General features: G+C 60.8%; 18 protein-coding genes. 5 read left to right on the top strand and 13 right to left on the bottom strand.

The genetic code is table 11. The features are described 5' to 3' along the window. Positions 1-471: 471 nt before the first annotated feature. Entirely contained in the window at positions 472-1,221 is a 750-nt protein-coding gene (locus PMI11_RS24375; RefSeq protein WP_007822496.1) for a cytochrome c biogenesis CcdA family protein, read from the top strand. 31 nt (positions 1,222-1,252) lie between these two features. Here the strand turns inward: PMI11_RS24375 and PMI11_RS24370 are convergent, their stop codons facing one another. Genes PMI11_RS24370 through cysG form a run of 5 tightly spaced genes read right to left on the bottom strand, consistent with a single transcriptional unit; the run spans position 1,253 to position 6,460 of the window. Next, on the bottom strand, positions 1,253-2,464 hold the full coding sequence (locus tag PMI11_RS24370; RefSeq protein ID WP_007822495.1) for a UbiH/UbiF family hydroxylase: 1,212 nt from the start codon (positions 2,462-2,464) through the stop codon (positions 1,253-1,255). 41 nt (positions 2,465-2,505) lie between these two features. Then, the gene (locus tag PMI11_RS24365) at positions 2,506-3,018 is read right to left on the bottom strand and encodes a DUF934 domain-containing protein (protein ID WP_007822494.1); all 513 of its coding nucleotides are present in this window, start codon (positions 3,016-3,018) and stop codon (positions 2,506-2,508) included. Positions 3,019-3,028: 10 nt separating this feature from the next. After that, positions 3,029-4,699, bottom strand: a complete 1,671-nt coding sequence (locus PMI11_RS24360) for a nitrite/sulfite reductase (RefSeq protein ID WP_007822493.1) — start codon at positions 4,697-4,699, stop codon at positions 3,029-3,031. A gap of 8 nt (positions 4,700-4,707) precedes the next feature. Further along, positions 4,708-5,022 (bottom strand): DUF2849 domain-containing protein, encoded by a 315-nt coding sequence (locus PMI11_RS24355; RefSeq protein ID WP_007822491.1) that lies wholly within the window; start codon positions 5,020-5,022, stop codon positions 4,708-4,710. A gap of 1 nt (position 5,023) precedes the next feature. Beyond that, the gene (gene cysG / locus PMI11_RS24350; RefSeq protein ID WP_007822489.1) at positions 5,024-6,460 is read right to left on the bottom strand and encodes a siroheme synthase CysG; all 1,437 of its coding nucleotides are present in this window, start codon (positions 6,458-6,460) and stop codon (positions 5,024-5,026) included. A gap of 280 nt (positions 6,461-6,740) precedes the next feature. Between cysG and PMI11_RS24345 the strand changes: the two genes are divergently transcribed. Both PMI11_RS24345 and mazG read left to right on the top strand, forming a co-directional pair. Continuing rightward, positions 6,741-7,328, top strand: coding sequence for a nucleoside deaminase (locus tag PMI11_RS24345; RefSeq protein WP_007822487.1), 588 nt, complete (start codon positions 6,741-6,743; stop codon positions 7,326-7,328). A 6-nt stretch (positions 7,329-7,334) separates the two neighbouring features. Continuing rightward, entirely contained in the window at positions 7,335-8,180 is an 846-nt protein-coding gene (mazG, locus tag PMI11_RS24340; RefSeq protein ID WP_007822485.1) for a nucleoside triphosphate pyrophosphohydrolase, read from the top strand. An 18-nt stretch (positions 8,181-8,198) separates the two neighbouring features. Here mazG and hflX read toward each other — a convergent pair whose 3' ends face one another. From hflX to dusB, 8 genes are all read right to left on the bottom strand, one after another. Beyond that, positions 8,199-9,524 (bottom strand): GTPase HflX, encoded by a 1,326-nt coding sequence (hflX, locus tag PMI11_RS24335; protein ID WP_007822483.1) that lies wholly within the window; start codon positions 9,522-9,524, stop codon positions 8,199-8,201. Between the two features lie 78 nt (positions 9,525-9,602). Continuing rightward, positions 9,603-9,845, bottom strand: a complete 243-nt coding sequence (gene hfq / locus PMI11_RS24330; protein ID WP_003539403.1) for an RNA chaperone Hfq — start codon at positions 9,843-9,845, stop codon at positions 9,603-9,605. A 110-nt stretch (positions 9,846-9,955) separates the two neighbouring features. Continuing rightward, positions 9,956-10,819, bottom strand: coding sequence for a D-amino-acid transaminase (locus tag PMI11_RS24325; protein WP_007822481.1), 864 nt, complete (start codon positions 10,817-10,819; stop codon positions 9,956-9,958). A 76-nt stretch (positions 10,820-10,895) separates the two neighbouring features. Then, on the bottom strand, positions 10,896-12,260 hold the full coding sequence (locus PMI11_RS24320) for a nitrogen assimilation response regulator NtrX (protein WP_007822479.1): 1,365 nt from the start codon (positions 12,258-12,260) through the stop codon (positions 10,896-10,898). After that, positions 12,250-14,517, bottom strand: a complete 2,268-nt coding sequence (locus PMI11_RS24315; RefSeq protein WP_007822477.1) for a sensor histidine kinase NtrY-like — start codon at positions 14,515-14,517, stop codon at positions 12,250-12,252. Before PMI11_RS24315 ends, PMI11_RS24320 begins: the two co-directional genes overlap by 11 nt. A gap of 183 nt (positions 14,518-14,700) precedes the next feature. Next, positions 14,701-16,152: a nitrogen regulation protein NR(I) gene (gene ntrC, locus PMI11_RS24310; protein ID WP_007822475.1), complete on the bottom strand. Its 1,452-nt coding sequence runs from the start codon at positions 16,150-16,152 to the stop codon at positions 14,701-14,703. Further along, a complete protein-coding gene (locus PMI11_RS24305) occupies positions 16,149-17,303 on the bottom strand; it encodes a two-component system sensor histidine kinase NtrB (protein ID WP_007822473.1) in 1,155 nt (384 codons plus the stop codon). Before PMI11_RS24305 ends, ntrC begins: the two co-directional genes overlap by 4 nt. Next, positions 17,300-18,319: a tRNA dihydrouridine synthase DusB gene (dusB, locus tag PMI11_RS24300; protein WP_007822471.1), complete on the bottom strand. Its 1,020-nt coding sequence runs from the start codon at positions 18,317-18,319 to the stop codon at positions 17,300-17,302. Before dusB ends, PMI11_RS24305 begins: the two co-directional genes overlap by 4 nt. Positions 18,320-18,460: 141 nt before the next feature. Between dusB and PMI11_RS24295 the strand changes: the two genes are divergently transcribed. After that, positions 18,461-19,681, top strand: coding sequence for a bifunctional 2-C-methyl-D-erythritol 4-phosphate cytidylyltransferase/2-C-methyl-D-erythritol 2,4-cyclodiphosphate synthase (locus PMI11_RS24295; protein WP_007822469.1), 1,221 nt, complete (start codon positions 18,461-18,463; stop codon positions 19,679-19,681). Then, a complete protein-coding gene (locus PMI11_RS24290) occupies positions 19,678-20,172 on the top strand; it encodes a CinA family protein (RefSeq protein WP_007822468.1) in 495 nt (164 codons plus the stop codon). The genes PMI11_RS24295 and PMI11_RS24290 overlap by 4 nt, the downstream gene beginning before the upstream one ends. Positions 20,173-20,183: the final 11 nt, after the last annotated feature.

Here is a 20,183-nt window from a genome sequence, read left to right as displayed (position 1 = left end):
CGCACAAAGGACGCTCTAACTCCTTGAATCTACGCATCAGGCTTTCCGAAAATCGATTCCGATTTTCGGGCCGATGCTGTAGCGCATACCAGCACCAAGCAGTCATCGCAACTAAACGACATCACAAGCTTGCTCTCGGCCGCCGTAGTCAACAGGCCGGATAGAGTAGCGAGAGATCCGGCGTCGGTCTCGTATGTCCGCCGGCCGGACCTCCCGGCATTCGCAGTGGGGTGCCTGCAAATGCCGGGCAATACCACCGGTCATGCCCGAGTCGATCCATTCACAGAGCCAAAGATGGTTTGCGCGCGGTTAATATCCACATGCCCTGTCCCGTGTTGGGATGGACGGAGCTGCCTCAAGGCCTGCGGCAATTTGGAGATCCGGCCGACTGCGCTCAGCGCAAAAAGGTGATTGGCAATCACCCCTTTGCGGCGCTAGGAACATCGCTCAGACTGCTGCCGGAGAGAATGCGTGTCGATTGCCGATATTTCCCTTTGGAGCGCGCTGCTTGCCGGAGCGCTTTCCTTCCTGTCGCCTTGCGTGCTTCCACTCGTTCCGCCTTATCTCTGTTATATGGCGGGCATTTCGGTCGAGCAGTTCCGCGGCGGCGGCACGGTTGCTGCGGCACCGGATGTGCGGCGCGGCGTGCTTTTCTCGGCGCTTTTCTTCACGCTTGGCTTTGCGACCGTCTTCGTGGCGCTCGGCGCCGGTGCCTCAACCATCGGCATGGTGCTGCGCCAGCACCTCGATCTGCTCTCCAAGATCGGCGGCCTGATCATCATCGTTATGGGGCTGAATTTTCTCGGGCTTTTCCGAATCGGCCTGCTGGCGCGGGAAGCGCGCTTTCAAGGCAACGGCAAGCCGGCGACGCTGACGGGCGCCTATATCATGGGACTTGCCTTCGCGTTCGGCTGGACGCCCTGCATCGGGCCGGTGCTCGGGGCAATCCTCGGCGTTGCCGCATCGCGTGAAACGGTCGGCTCAGGTGCGGGTCTGCTTGCCGTCTATTCGCTCGGCCTTGCCGTGCCCTTCTGGATCGCTGCCGGCTTTTCCGGGGCCTTCATGCGCTTCCTGTCGCGCTTCCGCCGGCATCTCGGCACAGTGGAGAAGATCATGGGCGTCTTCCTTGTGCTGACGGGGCTTGCCTTCCTGCTTGGCTGGGTCAGCAATGTCGCGATCTGGTTCCAGCAGACCTTTCCGATCCTTATGCAAATCGGCTGAGCGCCAGGCTCAGCCGATTTATTGCAACAAATCAGGCTTTCTTCCGGCTCAGCCGTTCCTTGATCGCATCCGGAATATCGCGGAGGCCGCGCCCCGGTTCGATGCCTTCGCGCATGACGATATTGCGCAGCGGCGGAATGGCTGAGAGGACATGCAGGCCTGCGGCGCGTAGAACCTGTACCGGCAAGAAATCGGAGAGCAGCGAACGATTCAGAAGATCGACGCTTGCGGTGCGCGTCATGATATCGGCGCGGCGCTTGCGGTCGAAGCTTGTGCCGGCATCGGCGGCGACAGGCAATTCCGCGCGCGCGCAGAGAAGATCGGTCAGCGCCATGATATCGCGAAGGCTGAGGTTCAGGCCTTGGGCGCCGATCGGCGGGAAGACGTGTGCGGCCTCGCCGATCAGTGCGATCCGGTCTTTGCCAAAGCGATGCGCCATCATGCCCGACAGCGGCCAGATCTGCACGCCCTCCTCGACAATGACTTTGCCGAGCAGGGACTGCATGCGCTCTTCCACGACATTGCCGAGTTCGGCGAGCGACAGTTCGACGCGGGCTGCGGCATCCGAGGGATTTTGTACCCAAACGAGGCTGGAGCGGTTGCCCGGCAGCGGTACCTGGGTGAAGGGGCCGTGCTCGGTGTGGAACTCTGTGGAGATGTTCTGGTGCGGCAGCGTGTGGGCGAAGTTCAGCACCATGGCCGATTGTGGGTAAGACCAAGTGCGCACATCGATGCCGGCCGTCTCCCGCAGCTTCGATTTGCGGCCATCAGCGCCAATGGCGAAATCGGCAGTAATCTCTTCGCCGCCTGCGAGTGTGATCGTGACAGATTCCGGAGCGATACCGATCGTCTCGGCCATGTCGGTGAAACGGGTGATATTGCCCTCAGCGGCCACGGCAGCTTCGAGCACATCCATCAATGCCTTGTTGGGGAAATTATAGCCGAAGGAATCCAGCCCGACTTCGGCGGAGCGGAAGGTCGTCGTCGGCGCACGCAGCAGGCGGTTGGTGCCGTCGATGATGCGCATGCAGGTGAGTGGTGCGGCTGCCGGGCGAAGCCTTTCCCAAAGTGTCAGGCGATCCAGAAAGCGAATCGACTGGTCCATCAACGCCGTCGTGCGGCGATCTTCCCTAGGGGATGGAGGGGCGACCAGCGCCACGTTGCGACCGCCGCGCGCCAAGGCGACTGCGGCGATCATGCCGGCGAGACCGCCGCCGATCACCGCCACTTCGAATTTGCTCATGCTATCGTTCCGTCATCAAAAAGACGGCAGATCCGGCAGCCTCAGGCGGCCGGCTTTGCCTGACGGCGCCAACTATAGCCCTTGCCGGCTTCGGCGTCACGCACCGCCGGCTGATAATGATGCGGAATGGACGGCAGGCGCTTTTCCGACAGGCGGCGGATCGCCGTCTCATTGGTGACCGCAAAACTGTCGATGCCGACGCGCAGCATCAGCGGCACCTGATCGATCAAAACGTCACCAACGGCGCGCAGCTCGTTGGTGTAACCGAGGCGCTGACGCAGCAGCGAGGCATGGCTAAAAGCACGGCCATCGTTAAAGGCCGGGAATGCGACAGCCACGATCTCCAGACGATAAAGATAGGGCTCGAGCTTCAAGACATCGTCCGCCGGCCTGATGACCACGCCCAAGCCGACATCATTGCTCTCATCCGCCTTGGCGATCAGCTCGTCGAGCGTCAGCAGCGGCTTCTGATCGCCCGTCGCCTTCACCTCGTCGGTCTCGATCACCCAGGGATCATTCTCGATAAAACCGGTTTCTCTCCAGATCTTCGTCATCATCCCCTCCTTATGCCGCTTCCGCTGCCGAGCCGTAGAGCGCTTCCTTGAAAGGCTGCGGGCCGACGCGGCGGTAGGCGGCGAGGAAGATTTCCGAGGGATCGAGACGCAGGCGCAGATAGGTGTCGACGATCGTTTCGATCGCATCCGTCACCTTGTCCGGCTCGAAGCCGCGGCCGATGATTTCGCCGATTGAGGTGTGCTCGTCGCCGGAACCGCCCAGCGTGATCTGGTAGAGTTCGGCACCCTTCTTTTCCACGCCCAGAAGGCCGATGTGGCCGACATGGTGGTGGCCGCAGGCATTGATGCAGCCGGAGATCTTGATCTTCAGCTCGCCGATCTCAGCCTGACGCGCCGCATCGCCGAAGCGGCGGGAGATTTCCTGGGCGAGCGGAATGGAGCGCGCATTGGCGAGCGCGCAATAGTCCAGCCCCGGACAGGCAATGATATCGGTGATCAGGCCGGCATTGGCTTCCGCCAGATTAATCGCCACGAGCCCACGATAGACGGCTTCGAGGTCGGCGAGAGCGACATGCGGCAGGATGAGGTTCTGCTCGTGGCTGACGCGGATCTCGTCGAAGGCATATTCTTCGGCGATATCGGCGATCGCATCCATCTGCGAGTCCGACGCATCACCCGGAATGCCACCGATCGGCTTCAGCGAGATCGTCACCATGCCGTAATCGGGGTTCTTATGCGGCTGGACATTCTGCTGCACCCAACGCGAGAAGGCTGAATCGGCCTTCTTCCACCGGGCAAGGTTTTCCCAGCCCTCGGCACGTTCCGGCAGGGCCGGCGGCGCGAAGTAGGCGGTGATTGCCTGCACGTCCTGTTCCGGCAACTTCAGTTCGGAATCCTTCAGCTGCGCGAATTCGACCTCCACCTGACGGGCGAGCTCTTCGGCACCGGTCTCGTGGACCAGGATCTTGATGCGGGCCTTGTACTTGTTATCGCGGCGGCCATGCAGGTTATACACGCGCATGACGGCGGTCGTGTAGGACAGAAGATCTTCTTCCGGCAGGAAGTCGCGGATCAGCTTGGCAACCATCGGCGTGCGGCCCTGACCGCCGCCGACATAGACGGCAAAGCCGATCTCGCCCCTGTCGTTTTTCTTCAGATGCAGACCGATATCGTGGACCTGGATGGCGGCGCGGTCGCGCTCGGCGCCGGTCACGGCAATCTTGAACTTGCGCGGCAGGAAGGAGAATTCCGGGTGGACGGAAGACCACTGGCGCAGGATTTCGGCATAGGGACGCGGATCGGCAACCTCATCGGCAGCAGCACCGGCGAAATGGTCAGCCGTCACGTTGCGGATGCAGTTGCCCGAGGTCTGCATGGCGTGCATCTCGACCGTTGCCAATTCGGCAAGCACATCCGGCATGTCCGACAGCTTCGGCCAGTTGAACTGCAGGTTCTGGCGCGTGGTAAAGTGGCCATAGCCGCGGTCATAGGTGCGGGCAATATGAGCGAGCATGCGCAGCTGGCGTGAGCTCAGCGTGCCGTAGGGAATAGCGATGCGCAGCATGTAGGCATGAAGCTGGAGATAAACACCATTCATCAGGCGCAGCGGCTTGAATGCGTCCTCGGCCAGCTCGCCGGAAAGGCGGCGCTGAACCTGATCGCGGAACTGCTCGACGCGCTCAGCGACAAAGGCGTGGTCAAATTCGTCGTAACGGTACATCGTCTTCCTCAGACTGCAATGAATTCTGGATCGGCCGGCTTGTAGCCAGGCGCATATTCCATGGTCGGGCCTTGGGCGCGAATGCGCTCGCGCAGACGCAGCGGCCAGAGCTGGCCGTTGGTTTCCTGAACTTCGACGACAGCAACGTCAACGACCTTGTTGTCGGCATAGGATTTCTTGCCGATCTCCTCGAGGGCAGCGACGGCTTCGGCATGGCGGGCGACGAGCGCCTCCTGCAACGAGGTCACCCATTCGCCATTTGCGTTCAGCCAGACGGCAACGCCGTCCGTCAGGCGGTTGGCGGTCAGAACCTTGTCTACCATGTCAGCTCCTTGCAAGTTCATCGAACCGGATGCGTTCACGCACCAGCGGTTCGGACAGTTCGAAATTGGCGCCTGCGACCGCATCGCCGATAATGACCATGACCGGTCCCGTCAACTCGTTACGATGCTGCAGGTCTGGAAGATCGCGCAGGATTCCGTGCAACAGGCGGCGGTCGGCGCGGCTGGCATTTTCGATGACAGCGACTGTGGTTTCCGACGGAATGCCGGCCTGCATCAGACGTTCGGCAACAGAGGCCGCGACGGTACGGCCCATATAGACAGCGATCGTGGCGCCCGACACGGCAAGGCTCGCCCAATCCGGCAGAACGTCGCCGGTCAGATCATGTCCGGTTGTAAAGACCAGCGATGAGGCAACGCCGCGCAGCGTCAGCGGCAACTCGAAATCGGCAGCGGCGGCAAAGGCGGAGGTGATGCCGGGCACGATCTCATAGGAAATGCCGGCGGCGCGTAGCGCTGCCATCTCTTCCCCTGCCCGGCCATAGACCAGGGGATCGCCGCTCTTCAGGCGCACGACGCGTTTTCCCTGGCGGCCGAGATCGACCAAGAGATCGTTGATCTCCTCCTGAGACTTCGAATGGCAGCCCTTGCGCTTGCCGACCGAAAGACGCTCGGCATCGCGGCGGCCCATATCGACGATTGCCTGCGGCACGAGCGCGTCATAGACGATGACATCGGCCTCCATCATCACGCGCTGGGCGCGCAAGGTCAGGAGATCTTCGGCACCGGGACCGGCGCCGACCAGCCAAACATGGCCTTCAACGCGATCCAGCGAGCGCAACAGACCATTGGCGGCGCGGCGAGCCTGCGGCAGGTTGCCGTTAGCGACAGCATCGGCGACTGGGCCGGAAAAGAAACTGCGCCAGAAGATGCGGCGGGAAACGCCACGGGGAACGATGTGTTCGACGGCCTTGCGATAGCTGGTCGCCAGCGCCGCCAGACGGCCAAGCGAGGGTGACAGGAGCTGATCGATCTGGGCGCGCATCATCTGCGCGAGCACCGGCCCTGCCCCTTCGGTGCCGATCGCAACGGCAACGGGCGCACGATTGACGAGAGCCGGCGTGTAGAAATCGCAATAATCGGGCTGGTCGACGGCATTGGCCGGGATCTTCGCGGCCCGGGCTGCGTCAACTATACGGCGATCCTGTTCGGCGTCACCGGTTGCCGCAAACACCAGTACGGCACCCTCGACCTGTTCGGGCGCAAAAGCTTCGCGAACAGTCTCGATGCGATTGGCAATCAGAAAAGCGTGGTAATCGGCTTCCGGGTGATCGGCATGCGCGATAATGCGCGCCTGCGTGTTCAAAAGCAGGCGGACCTTGGCGAACGCTTCATCGCCATTGCCGAAAACGGCCGCAGTCCGACCTTCCACGCGAAAGAAGGCGGGAAATACCGAAAGCTGTTCAGTCCTGGGAGGCATTCTCAATCCACTTCGAAGTTCTCCGAATATGCATTCTCCGGACAGGCGAATGAAGAAACAGAATTCCAAAGGCCGGCCAGTCGCGTATTCTTTTACCCGGTTGATCAATGATTTGAGAAAACTGACCCGTGCGGCGCAAAAACCACATATCTTGAGCCGTTATCGCAGCTTTTTGCCCAAAGGATGAAGCGATAAAGCTTGTGGCAAAGTCCCCGGCGCTGGACTTATGCGTTCCGCTTCATTCCGTCGGGCGATAAGATAGGTGAAACAGGAGAATTTCATGCAGGAAAAGACAATCACCTCCCGCCTTCTGCAGGTCATGGAGGATAACATCCTGCCGATGACTGAACTTGGGGTCGCTTCTGGCAACAAGGTGTTCGGGGCAGCGATCCTGCGCAAATCCGATCTTGCGCTTGTCGTCGCAGAAACCAATAACGAGCTCGAAAACCCGCTCTGGCACGGCGAAGTGCATACGCTGAAGCGCTTCTACGAGCTCAACGACAAGCCGGCGACGAAAGACCTGATCTTTCTCTCCACGCATGAACCCTGCACCATGTGCATGTCGGCGATCACCTGGGCCGGCTTCGATAATTTCTATTATTTCTTCAGCCACGAAGATTCGCGCGACAGCTTTGCGATCCCGCACGATCTGAAGATTCTGAAGGAAGTCTTCGGGCTCGAGCCCGGCGGCTACAGGCGGCAGAACGTCTTCTGGAAGAGCTTTGCGATCGCCGATCTCGTCGAGACCGAGGATGCTGCGCTGAAGGCTGAACTCAAGGCGCAGACAGCGCGGATCAAGTCGCGCTATGCCGCGCTCTCCGATACCTATCAGGCCACCAAGAGCGCCAATGACATTCCGCTGAGCTGAGAGACCATGGAACCTTCGAAAGACATTTCGCGGCTGATCGAGATCATGGCCGCGCTTCGCGATCCCGAGACCGGCTGCCCGTGGGACATCGAGCAGAATTTCGAGACCATCAAGCCCTATACGGTCGAGGAAGCCTACGAGGTTGCCGACGCGATCGAGCGCAAGGATATGGACGATCTCTGCGATGAACTCGGCGACCTGCTGCTGCAAGTGGTCTTTCATGCACGCATGGCCGAAGAAGCCGGCGAGTTTTCCTTCGGCGATGTGGTGGAAGCCATTACCCGCAAGATGATCCGTCGCCATCCGCATGTCTTTGCCCGTTCGGATGCGGATACGCCCGACGCCGTGAAGAAGCAGTGGGACGAGATCAAGCAGGCAGAAAAGCGCGAGCGCATGGAGCGCCGAGCGCTACGTGGCATCACGGAAGATTTCAAGACGGGCTTCCTCGGCTCGGTGCAACGCAGCTTTCCGGCGCTGACAGAAGCGTTGAAGCTTCAGGAACGTGCCGCCAAGGTCGGCTTCGACTGGTCAGCACCCGAACCGATTCTCGACAAGATCGAGGAAGAGGTCGACGAGCTGCGTATTGCGCTGCGTGAGGGCGATAAATCAAAGGTCAGCGACGAACTCGGCGACCTAATCTTCGCCGTCGTCAATATCGGCAGGCATGTGAAGGCCGATCCGGAGCAGGCGCTTCGTGGTACGAATACGAAGTTCCGGCGCCGATTCAATCATATCGAGACGGTTCTTGATGCAGAAGGTGAGAGCCTGGAGGCAGCTAGTCTGGAACGGATGGAAGAGATCTGGCAGGCGGCCAAGGCGATCGAGCGGGCTGTCGTAGCCGGGGCGGAGTGAAACTCCGCCCGAACGGGATTACCGCTCCCAGTCTTCCTTTGCAGGCTTCGGACCATTGCCGATCCGGCGCTCGAGCTCGGTAGCCTCCGTCTCAGATAGACGCAGGTCCAATGTCACGGAGCCATCCTCATTATCCTCGCGGCTGCCGACGACGGCATGGTCGTAGAGCCAGGGCAGCAGCGCCAGCTTGTCGACCGGCAGTGTGACAGTCGTTTCCGTCATGACGCCGGACAAACGGCGGCTGATTTCATCCATCAGCCTGTCCACGCCCTCGCCGCTGATGGCGGAAACGGCAATGACATTCTTCATGCCGGAGGACTTCTGCACCATGGCGTCATGGGCTTCGGGTTCCAGCCGGTCGATCTTGTTCCAGACTTCGAGAATGCGGCGCTCGCCTTCGGCCTCATCGATGCCGAGATCGTTGAGGATGCGCAGCACGTCGGCGCTCTGGGCCTGATTGTCCACATCAGACATGTCGCGGACATGCAGGACAAGATCGGCTTCCAGCACCTCTTCCAAGGTCGCGCGGAAGGCGGCGACCAGATGGGTCGGCAGGTCGGAGATGAAACCGACGGTATCGGACAGGATGACGGTGCGGCCATGCGGCAGCTTCATTCGGCGCAGTGTCGGATCCAGCGTCGCGAAGAGCATGTCTTCGGCCAGAACCCCTGCCCCGGTGATGCGGTTGAACAGCGTCGATTTGCCGGCGTTGGTATAGCCGACGAGCGCCACGATCGGATGCGGCACCTTCCTGCGCTTGGCGCGGTGCAGTTGGCGAGTGCGCACCACCTGCTCCAACTCGCGCTCGAGCTTGATGATGCGGTCCTGCAGCAGGCGTCGGTCGGCTTCGATCTGGGTTTCACCCGGACCACCCATGAAGCCGCCACCGCCGCGCTGGCGTTCAAGGTGGGTCCAGCTCCGGACCAGCCGGCCCTTCTGATAGTTCAGATGCGCAAGATCGACCTGCAGCGTGCCTTCCTTGGTCGAGGCGCGGCGGCCGAAGATTTCGAGGATCAGGCCCGTCCGGTCGATGACCTTGGCGTTCCATTCCTTTTCGAGATTGCGCTGTTGCACCGGCGTAAGCGGATGGTCGACAATGACCAGTCCGGAATCGCGCTCGTCAAGCAGATGCTTGATTTCCTCGATCTTGCCGGTGCCGAGCAAAGTTGCCGGGCGCGGATCGCTGACCGACACGATGGAAGCGTTGACGACATCGAGGTCGATCGCCTGGGCGAGGCCCGTCGCTTCGTCGAGACGGCTTTCGGGAGTGCGGGTCGATGTCGATTCGGTCTGCCCACCACGCGAGCGCGACTTGAGCACGGGGACGACGACGGTCGCGCGCATATCATCCCTGTGCTTGGCTGCCTCAGGGATGATGGAATCGTTCTTTGTATCGCGTGTCGAAATGACGGCTGGCCTTGGTTAGGAAGCTGCTTCTTCGCTTTCGAACATCTGCATTGGCTGACCAGGCATGATGGTCGAGATCGCGTGTTTATACACGAGCTGCGAATGGCCGTCACGGCGAAGCAAAACACAGAAATTGTCAAAGGAAGTGACAACGCCCGTGAGTTTGACGCCGTTAATCAGAAAGATTGTCAGGGAAATCTTTTGCTTGCGTACAGTATTGAGAAATAAGTCCTGCAGATTCTGAGAACGTTCCGCCATCGCGCCGCTTCTTTCTTTATTGCCGACCTGATCAAGCCGGTAGAATATCAATCAACCTCACCAGCAAGGCAGGCGGCACCCTCATTCCACCTGTCCAGCAAATCTTGGTATCAAATCGTAATCTTTTCCGCAACGTCGAAAAAGGCTTCCCGAATATTCTGCGAGAGGCTTCCGGGATGACCATTCGCAATTGCGTGTCCATCAATGGAAACCACTGGAAAACAAATGCTTGTGGCTGCGGTAATGAAGACCTCGCGAGCGGCCATCATCTCCGAAACGGAGAATTTCCGCTCGACGATATCAACCCCCAATTTGGCCGCGACATCGATCAGAGTCGTGCGAGTGATGCCACGCAGGATGCCGTGTTCGGCAGGCCGCGTTACCAGCGTACCGTTGGCATCGACGATCCAGACATTGGTCGCAGCCCCTTCCTTCACCATGCCATCGGCATCGACGTAAATCGCTTCCTGGGCACCGGCTTCCTTAGCCTGCTGGCGCGCAAGCGCATTCGACAGCAGCCCGACCGTCTTGATGTCGACGCGATCCCAGCGATTGTCGGGAACGGTGATCGCCTTGATGCCAGTGGCATTCTTCTTGGCAATGACAGACGGATCGGTGCTCTTGGCCGTCACGACGATCGATGGCGGCGTGCTTTCGGCGGGGAACACATGATCCCGGCGGGCAACGCCGCGCGTCACCTGCAGGTAGAAAAGGCCGTTGCGGACGTGGTTGCGGCGCAGCGTCTCGCGAATCACCTGCGTCAGCGCCGCACGGCTCATCGGCCAGGCGATCCGCAGTTCACTGAGCGAACGGTCAAGACGGTTCAGATGCCGGGTCAGGTCAACGATCAGGCCGTGACGGACCTCACAAACCTCATAGACGCCATCCGCGAACTGATAGCCACGATCCTCTATATGCACCATGGCGTTGGAATGCGGCACGTAGCGTCCATTCACATAGGCAATTCTTGGCATCGAAAACCTGCTTGGGAAAACCTGCTTGGGGCAAAAGGAGGGAACCGGCGCGACTTGAGCCCGCGCCGGATAAAAATCAGACGCCGAGCGACTTCAGTTTGCGGTGCAGTGCGGAGCGCTCCATGCCGACGAATTCGGCCGTGCGTGAGATGTTGCCGCCGAAGCGGTTGATCTGGGCGATCAGGTAATCTTTCTCGAACATCTCGCGGGCTTCGCGCAGCGGCAGCGTCATGATGTGGTAGTCATTCTTGGCCGAGACCTTCGGCAGCATGTCACCGAGATCGGTCGGCAGCATATCCGCGGTGATCGGCGCGTCCGGGCCGTCGGTGCGGGCAAGGATCATCAGCCGCTCGATATTGTTGCGCAGCTGGCGGATATTGCCCGGCCAGTCATGGGCCTGCAACACGGCCATGGCGTCGTCGCCGATGCGGCGCGGCCGGATACCGGCCTGTTCGGAAATCTGGCGCATGAGCTGGTCGACGAGGAATGGAATGTCCTCGCGGCGCTCGGCAAGCTGCGGCACGCGCACCGGCACCACGGCCAGGCGATGATAGAGATCCTCGCGAAACCAGCCCTCGGCGATGCGGCTTTCCAGATTGTAGGCGGTCGAGGAAATGATGCGCACATCGACCTTCACGCGCTTGGAGCCGCCGACACGCTCGAACTGCTGATCGACCAGCACGCGCAGGATCTTGTTCTGCGTTTCGCGCGGCATTTCGCCGACTTCGTCGAGATAGAGAATGCCGCGATGAGCCTCTTCCAGCGCGCCGATCTTGCGCGCCTGCCCCGGCGCGCCCTCGGTGCCGAACAGCGCCACTTCCATGCGGTCCGGCGTAATGTTGGCGGCGTTGAGCGCCACGAAGGGGCCGTTGGCGCGCGTCGACTTCTTGTGGATCATGCGCGCCACCAATTCCTTGCCGGAACCGGATGCGCCGAAGATCATGATACGGCTATTGGTGGGCGCGACCTTTTCGATCGTCTGGCGCAGCTGCGAAACGGCGACCGAGGTGCCGATCAGCTCCAGTGCATCACCGGCGCGGCGCTTCAGCTCGACGTTTTCGCGCTTCAGCTTGGAATTTTCCAGCGCGCGCTCGGCGATCAGGATCAGGCGGTCGGCCTTGAACGGCTTCTCGATGAAGTCGAAGGCGCCGCGCTTAATGGCGGAGACAGCCGTCTCGATATTGCCGTGGCCGGAAATCATCACCACGGGAAGCTCGGGATGGCGCGTCCTGATCTCGTCGAGAAGCGAGAGACCGTCGAGCTTGCTGCCCTGCATCCAGATATCGAGGAAGACGAGACGCGGCACGCGATCGGAAATTGCCGCCAGCGCGCTGTCGCTGTCATGCGCCATGCGGGTTTCGTGACCCTCATCCGACAGGATACCGGCAACGATCTCGCGGATGTCATGCTCATCGTCGACGACGAGAATATCAGAGGCCATAAACGCTTTCCTTGTCACTGGCTGACGGGGCAGCGGCCACATCCCGGCGTGGCAGATGCACGCGGATCATGGCCCCTCTTCCCTGGTCAAAATCTGCGGGTGCATCGTGCAGTTCGAGCTGCCCGCCATGTTCTTCGATGATCTTTTTGACGATGGCGAGGCCGAGGCCGGTGCCCTTCTCGCGCATCGTCATATAGGGCTCCAGAATGCTGTGGCGGTTCTCGACAGGCAGGCCGCGGCCATTGTCGATGATATCGACGGTGAAGCGGTCGCGCGCTTCATCCAGAGAGGCGCGGACGAGGATCTTGCGCGCTTCGCGTTCCTCGCTCGGCACGGCCTCGATCGCTTCCACAGCGTTCTTGATGAGATTACCGAAGGCCTGACCCAGCATGCGGCTGTCGAACATGCCTTCCAGCCGCTCCTCGCCGAGTTCCTGCTGGAAGGCGATGTGGTTGTTGCCCATCTCGCGCAGGAAAATCGCATCGTGAAGAATAGCGCGCAGATCGCTCGGTTCCTTGGTCGGCTTCGGCATGCGGGCAAAGGCGGAGAATTCATCGACCATACGACCGATATCGCCGACCTGGCGGATGATCGTGTCCGTGCACTGGTCGAAAATGGCGCGATCATTCTCGTCGATCTGCTTGCCGTAACGACGTTGGATACGCTCGGCCGACAGCTGGATCGGCGTCAGCGGATTTTTGATTTCGTGAGCGATGCGGCGGGCGACATCGCCCCAGGCGGTGGAGCGTTGGGCGATGACGAGATCGGTGATGTCATCGAGCGTGATGACGTAGGATTCACTCAGATCGCGCACTTCCTCGCGCGTCACCTGAACGCTCAGCGTGCGCACTGTACCGCCGCGCACCAGCGCGATCTGCTTGCGGAAATCGCCACGATAGCGAGAAGCGGCTTCCGTCAGCACCTGATCCACTTCGGGTGCTACTTCCGACAGCTGCTTGCCAAGCAATTCATCAGCATGCAGCGCCATCAGCGCCTCGGCTGAACTATTGACGATGGTAATGCGCCGGTCCTGTTCGACACCGATGACGGCCGCAGTGACACCCGACAGCACCGCCTCGATGAAGCGGCGACGATCGTCCACCTCGTCCTTCGCTTCGAGGATCTCGTCGCGCTGGGTGCGGATCTCCGAGATCATCTTGTTGAAGGTGCGCGACAGGCTGGCAACGTCGCCATCGACAGCGTGGACAGGCACGACGATATCCATATTGCCGGACGCGACGCTATCGGCGGCGGTAATGAGCAGGCGGATCGGCCGCACGATGCGGTCGGCCACTGCAATTGCGGTCCAGATCGCCGCGAGCAGCACGATCAGAGCAAAGCCGATGTAGAGCACTGCAAAGGCGATCTGCAGGGAAACGCGGCCAGCTTCCATCGAACGGTATTCGGTGGCGTTCTCCTCCATCATGCGCATGGCATTCATGACCTTGGGGTCAACTGCGCGCACCGTGTAGAGGAAGGTTCCGGAGATCGACTCGAGCCGGATGATGGCGCCGACAAGATTGGTGACGCCGGGCGGGATCAGCGTCGGCTGGCCGGCGGCCGCCTTTTCCAGCGCATCCTGCGGGATGGCGGGCAGCGGCTTTTCCGTGGTGATATCGGCCTGGACGATGACCGAGCCATCGCGCTCGACAAGGAAGGCGCCGAGCAGGCCGCGGCCCCTTGCCTGACGGGTCATCAACTCGCCGAAGCCGGTCTTGTCCAGGCTGTAGAGCGCGCGGTTACGCTCGAGATCGTTTGCCATCGAAACCGTCTGGCCCTGCAGATAGCTGGCGTTTTCCAGCATGTAGGCCTGGCCGATATTGCGGGACGAGCTGACGATCGCCTGGGTTCTCAGAGCAAACCAGCGGTCGAGGCCGGCATTCAGCGTGATACTGGCAAAGATCGCAACAAGGATCGCCGGCGTGATCGCGACGATCGAGAAGAGCACGACGATCCGGATATGCAGGCGTGCAGCGGCGCGGCCGCGCGTGCGCGCCTTGAAAAGCCGCGCAACTTCGCGACCGATCAGCGCGATCAGGCCGAGGACGAAAAAGGAATTGATGACGACGGAGCCGATGACGACATGTGAGGTCGGCGCAATCGGCGTCACGCCGAGCAGCACGAAGAGCGTGACGGTTGCGCACACCAACGCACCGCCGGCAAGCACCAGACCGGGTACGGCAAACAGGGCACGACGATCGGTCACCGTAGTCACCGCCTCGTTCGCCGTTTCCGGCGATGCCCCTTCTTCGTCCATTCAGCCTCTCTTCGGACGGCAGTGCCGTCGCGCCCAACGAGAAGCCCAACCAACGCCGGTTTGCGAAAAACCGGCGTTCAAACGACTCGATCGTGGGCGAATGTCCAAACCCTATGCGTGACCTTTAAGCAACGCATTGTGGCGAAAATGCAACGCACTTTGCCACAATGTCAAGTTCGAAGGTCAGGCGGTACGCGAGCTTCTGTAGACGGAAACGCCGAGTTCACGGATCTTTTTGCGAAGCGTATTGCGGTTTAGCCCCAGCAAATCGGCAGCCTTGATCTGGTTGCCGCGGGTAGCCGTCAATGCCGCAAGTATTAACGGATATTCCATTTCCGTCAGTACGCGGTCATACAGGCCGGGCGGCGGCAGGTTTTCGCCGAAACTGGCGAAATAGCTGCGCATATTCTCTTCGACCGCCTGGGCAATCGTCATCGAACCGCTGCGGATCGGACCCTTGTCGATCGGGCTATCGGGAACATCGGAGCGAAGCTCGGCGTCGATGATTTCGCGGGTGATGACATCCTGTGGATAAAGCGCCATCAGGCGACGGATGAGGTTTTCCAGCTCGCGCACGTTGCCGGGCCAGGCATAGGCCTTCATCAGTTCCAGCGCTTCCTGATCGAAACGCTTGGAGCCGAGGCCTTCCTTTTCGGCCTGCTGGACGAAATGGCGGACGAGATCGGGAATATCCTCCGCACGGTCGCGCAGCGGCGGCAGGCGCAGCGGCACGACATTGAGGCGGTAGTAGAGGTCTTCGCGGAAGAGGCCCTGATTGATCGCCTGCTTCAGATCCTTGTTGGTCGCAGCAACGATTCGCACATCGGTGCGGATCGGCGTGCGGCCGCCGACGGTCGTATATTCGCCCTGCTGCAGAACGCGCAGAAGACGCGTCTGGGCATCCATCGGCATGTCACCGATTTCATCGAGGAAAAGCGTGCCGCCTTCGGCCTGTTCGAAACGTCCGGTAGAGCGGGTCTGTGCGCCAGTGAAGGCGCCCTTCTCGTGGCCGAAGAGCTCGGACTCGATAAGGTCACGCGGAATGGCCGCCATGTTGATGGCCACGAAGGGGCCGTTGCGGCGCTTGCCGTAATCATGCAGCGCGCGAGCGACGAGCTCCTTGCCGGTACCGGATTCGCCGGTGATCATCAGCGTCAGGTCCGTCAGCATGAGACGAGCGAGAACGCGGTAGATTTCCTGCATCGCCGCCGAGCGGCCGACGAGCGGCATGCCGTCCTGTGTGTCGTCGTCGAGCTTGGCCGGCTTTCTCTTCGGTTCGGCGAGCGCCCGGCTGATGATACCGATCAGTTCCGTCAGGTCGAAGGGCTTGGGCAGGTAGTCATAAGCGCCCTTTTCCGACGCCTTGATCGCCGTCATGAAGGTGTTCTGCGCGCTCATGACGAGAACCGGCAGGTCCGGTCGCGCCTTCTTGATGCGGGGCAGAAGATCGAAGGCATTCTCATCCGGCATGACGACGTCGGTCACGACGAGATCGCCCTCACCGGCCGAAACCCAGCGCCACAGCGTCGCGGCATTAGAAGTAATGCGCACATCATAACCGGCGCGGCTCAAGGCCTGATTGAGCACCGTGCGGATGGCCGCATCATCATCGGCAACGAGGATCGTGGCTGTCATCGATTGGGTCCTGTCGAGCTTGCAATAGCGGCGTCATCAAGCGAGGCATCCTTTGAGGCCGGCATGAGGACGCGGAAAATCGTGCGGTTGTTCTGGGTGTCGCATTCGATGATGCCGCCATGATCGCCGATGATCTTGGCAACCAGGGCGAGGCCGAGACCGCTGCCATTCGGCTTGGTGGTGATGAAGGGATCGAAGAGATGCGGCAAGAGGTCCGTCGGCACGCCGGGACCATTGTCGATGACGCAGAATTCCAGCGGCAGCGAGATTTTCTCACGCGTGCCGGCGACCGAAAGACGGATACCGGGGCGATAGGCCGTGGTCAGGATGATCTCGCCATCCGGCCGGTCGCCGACCGCTTCGGCAGCGTTCTTCACCAGGTTGAGGAAGACCTGCACGAGCTGGTCGCGATTGGCGTAGACGGCCGGCAGCGACGGGTCGTAATTCTCGGTCACGCGGATATTGCGGGCGAAGCCTGCCTTGGCAACGGCCTTCACATGATCGAGCACGGAATGGATATTGACCGGTACGCGGTCAACAGGGCGCTCGTCGGAAAAAACTTCCATGCGGTCGACCAGCGAGACGATGCGATCCGTCTCGTCGCAGATCAGCCGCGTCAAGGCACGGTCGTCATCGATGACGGACTGTTCGAGAAGCTGGGCAGCGCCGCGGATACCGGAGAGTGGGTTCTTGATCTCATGTGCGAGCATGGAGGCAAGACCCGTGACCGAGCGGGCGGCCGCGCGATGTGTCAGCTGCCGGTCGATCTTGTCTGCCATCGACCGCTCCTGGAAGACGACAACGACCGAGCCCGGCTCCGCAATGACAGGCGCAACATAGAGATCGACGAGCTTGTCCTGGCCGAGGCGCGGCGAGCTCAAATCGACGCGGTATTCGTTGACCGGCGCCTTGCGTTCGCGCACCTGATCGATCAGCGCCAGAAGCGGGCTGCCGAAGGGAATAAAGGTCGAGATGCGGTAGCGGGAGAGATGCGCAGCGCTGGCGCCAAAGAAGGCCTCGGCTTCCCAGTTCGCAAAAGCGATGAAACCGCCCTCATCCACCATGACGACGGGGTTCTGGATGGCGTTCAGCACCGCCATTGCCATAGCGTTGACTGGATTCTCGGAAGAAGCTGTGCCGTCCGTGCTCATGCCGCCTCCCGCCGCTCTACTGCACCTGCCGCTATCGCATCGCCGAAGCGGGCAATCACATCATCAGGATCGCGCGATGTCATGATCGCAGCCTTTTGCTCGCCCGGAAGACCCGGCGCAAAGCGCTCCAGATACCATCCGAGATGTTTGCGGGCGTGCCTGACGGCAACGGCCTCGCCATAAAATTCCAGCATCATGCGATAGTGCTCGACGGCAATGGCAGCGATCTCCTCACGCGCGGGTTCGCGAGCACCTGCCAGAACACCGGCGTGCCACGGCCTGCCCTGGCTGCCGCGGCCGATCATGACAGCATCGGCGCCCGAGCGGCGCAGGATCTCCTGCGCATCCTCAGCCGTTTCAACATCGCCATTGGCGATCAGCGGCACGGAGATGACATCGCGCACGGGACGGATGGCATCCCAATCCGCCCTGCCTTCATAGAACTGCATGCGGGTGCGGCCGTGGATGGTGATGAGCTGAATGCCAGTCTCTTCGGCGCGCTTGGCGATATGTGGTGCGTTGATGGAATTCTCGTCCCAGCCGAGGCGCATCTTCAGCGTGACGGGGATATCGACTGCCTTGACGGTCGCCTCGATGAGTTCAAGCGCATGATCCGGATCGCGCATCAGCGCCGAACCGGAATAACCGCCGATGACCTTCTTGGCCGGGCAGCCCATGTTGATGTCGATGATATCGGCGCCATGATCGGCCGCGATCTTGGATGCTTCAGCCATCCAGTGCGCCTCACGACCGGCGAGCTGCACCATATGCGGACGGAAACCGGCGGCCCGCAGGCGCGCCCAGGATTCGGCGGTATCATTCACCAGTTCCCGGCTTGCTACCATTTCGGTGACAACGAGGCCTGCGCCATGGCGCCAGGCAAGTTCGCGGAACGGCATGTCCGTGACACCCGACATCGGCGCAAGCACAACGCGGTTCCGCACGGACACGGGTCCGATTCGGAAAGGCGCTGCGAGGTCCTTGGAAATCAAATGATTATCTTTCAGGCACACCATGTAACTGCATTATTTTTAGCCATAGTTCTACGGCTTGCCAAGAGGGTCGAGACCGAATTGATATTTTTTGGGCAAATGCTGGAAAAGGTCCGAGCAAGACGATAGAGCAACTGACATCCATTCCGCATATTTCAGGGATTTATGCTGCAAATGCATACTAAGCAACCGATATCGGCTGGAATTGTCGTCGTTGCGGCGGGCCGCGGTGAACGCGCCGGATCACACGAGGAAGGCCCCAAGCAGTACCGGATGGTCGGCGGCAAGCCGGTTATCGTTCATACGCTTGAAAACTTCATGACATGGGAAGCGGCAACGCACATCGTCGTCGTCATCCACCCCGATGACGAAGCGCTTTTTGCCAGAGCATCCCGACACGTCATCTCCGCAACGCCGATCGAGACGGTTCATGGTGGCGCGACCCGACAGCAGTCGGTGCTGGCGGGCCTGCGACATCTTAGGGATAAGGGCATCAGCCACGTGCTGATCCACGACGCGGTGCGCCCTTTCGTCGATCACCAGCTTCTCGACCGGATCGCCGATACGCTTTCGGCCGGCGCGCCCGCGGTTCTTCCAGCAACGCCGGTCGCTGACACGCTGAAGCAGGCCGGCAGCGACGGGATCGTGGTCAAGACCATCCCGCGCGATCAGCTCTATGCGGCCCAGACGCCGCAATCCTTCGATTTCGCCACCATTCTCGAGGCGCATGAGAAGGCAGCCGCCAGCGGCAGGACGGATTTCACCGACGACGCATCAATTGCCGAGTGGCTCGATATTCCTGTAACCATCGTCGAGGGCGCACCGACCAACGTCAAGCTGACAGTCAGAAGCGATATAGCCATGGCCGACGACAAGCTCTCAAACGCCCGTATCCCGGATGTGCGCACTGGCAACGGTTATGACGTGCATCAGCTCGAGCCCGGCGACGGTGTAACGCTCTGCGGCGTCTTCATTCCGCATGACCAGAAGCTCAAGGGCCATTCGGATGCCGATGTGGCGCTGCATGCCCTGACGGATGCGCTGCTTGCCACCTGCGGCGCCGGCGATATCGGCGATCATTTCCCTCCATCCGATCCGCAATGGAAAGGTGCCCCTTCCCGCATCTTCATCGAACATGCAGCAAAGATCGTGCGCGATCATGGCGGTACCATCACCAATGCAGACGTCTCGCTGATTGCGGAGGCGCCGAAGGTCGGTCCGCATCGCGAAGCCATGCGCGCCAATCTTTCGGAATTCCTCGGTATCGACATCGAGCGCTGCTCGGTGAAAGCCACCACCAACGAGACGATCGGTTTCGTCGGCCGCCGCGAGGGGATCGCCGCTATCGCAACGGCAACCGTCGTCTATGGAGGCAGGAAGCGATGAGCCTGTTTCCCGCAGATATCACTTCGATGGCGGAAAACATCATCCACAATTTCACGGCTGCGGGTCTGATGGTATCGACGGCAGAGTCCTGCACCGGCGGACTGATTGCCGGCGCGCTCACGGAAATTTCGGGATCGTCTGCTGTCGTCGACCGTGGCTTCGTGACCTATACGAACGTGGCCAAGATGCAGATGCTCGGCGTGCAGGAAGAGACGCTCATCCGTTTCGGCGCGGTTTCAGAGGAGACGGCCCGGCAGATGGTGCATGGCGCCCTCTTTCGCTCGCGCGCCGACCTTGCGGTCGCTGTGACAGGCATCGCCGGCCCTGGCGGCGGATCGCCGGAAAAGCCCGTCGGGCTGGTGCATCTTGCGGCGAAATCACGTTCGGGTAAGCTCGTCCATCGTAAGATGCTTTACGGCGACATTGGCCGCACGGAAATCCGCCTGGCAACAATCCGGACGGCACTTCAAATGGTTATTGAAATTGCGTGATACTGAGTGAA

Origin of the sequence: Rhizobium sp. CF142 (assembly GCF_000281145.1) — a bacterium.
GTDB lineage: Bacteria > Pseudomonadota > Alphaproteobacteria > Rhizobiales > Rhizobiaceae > Rhizobium.
Note: the sequence above shows the minus strand (reverse complement) of the source record. Positions and strands in the feature narration are given on the sequence as shown.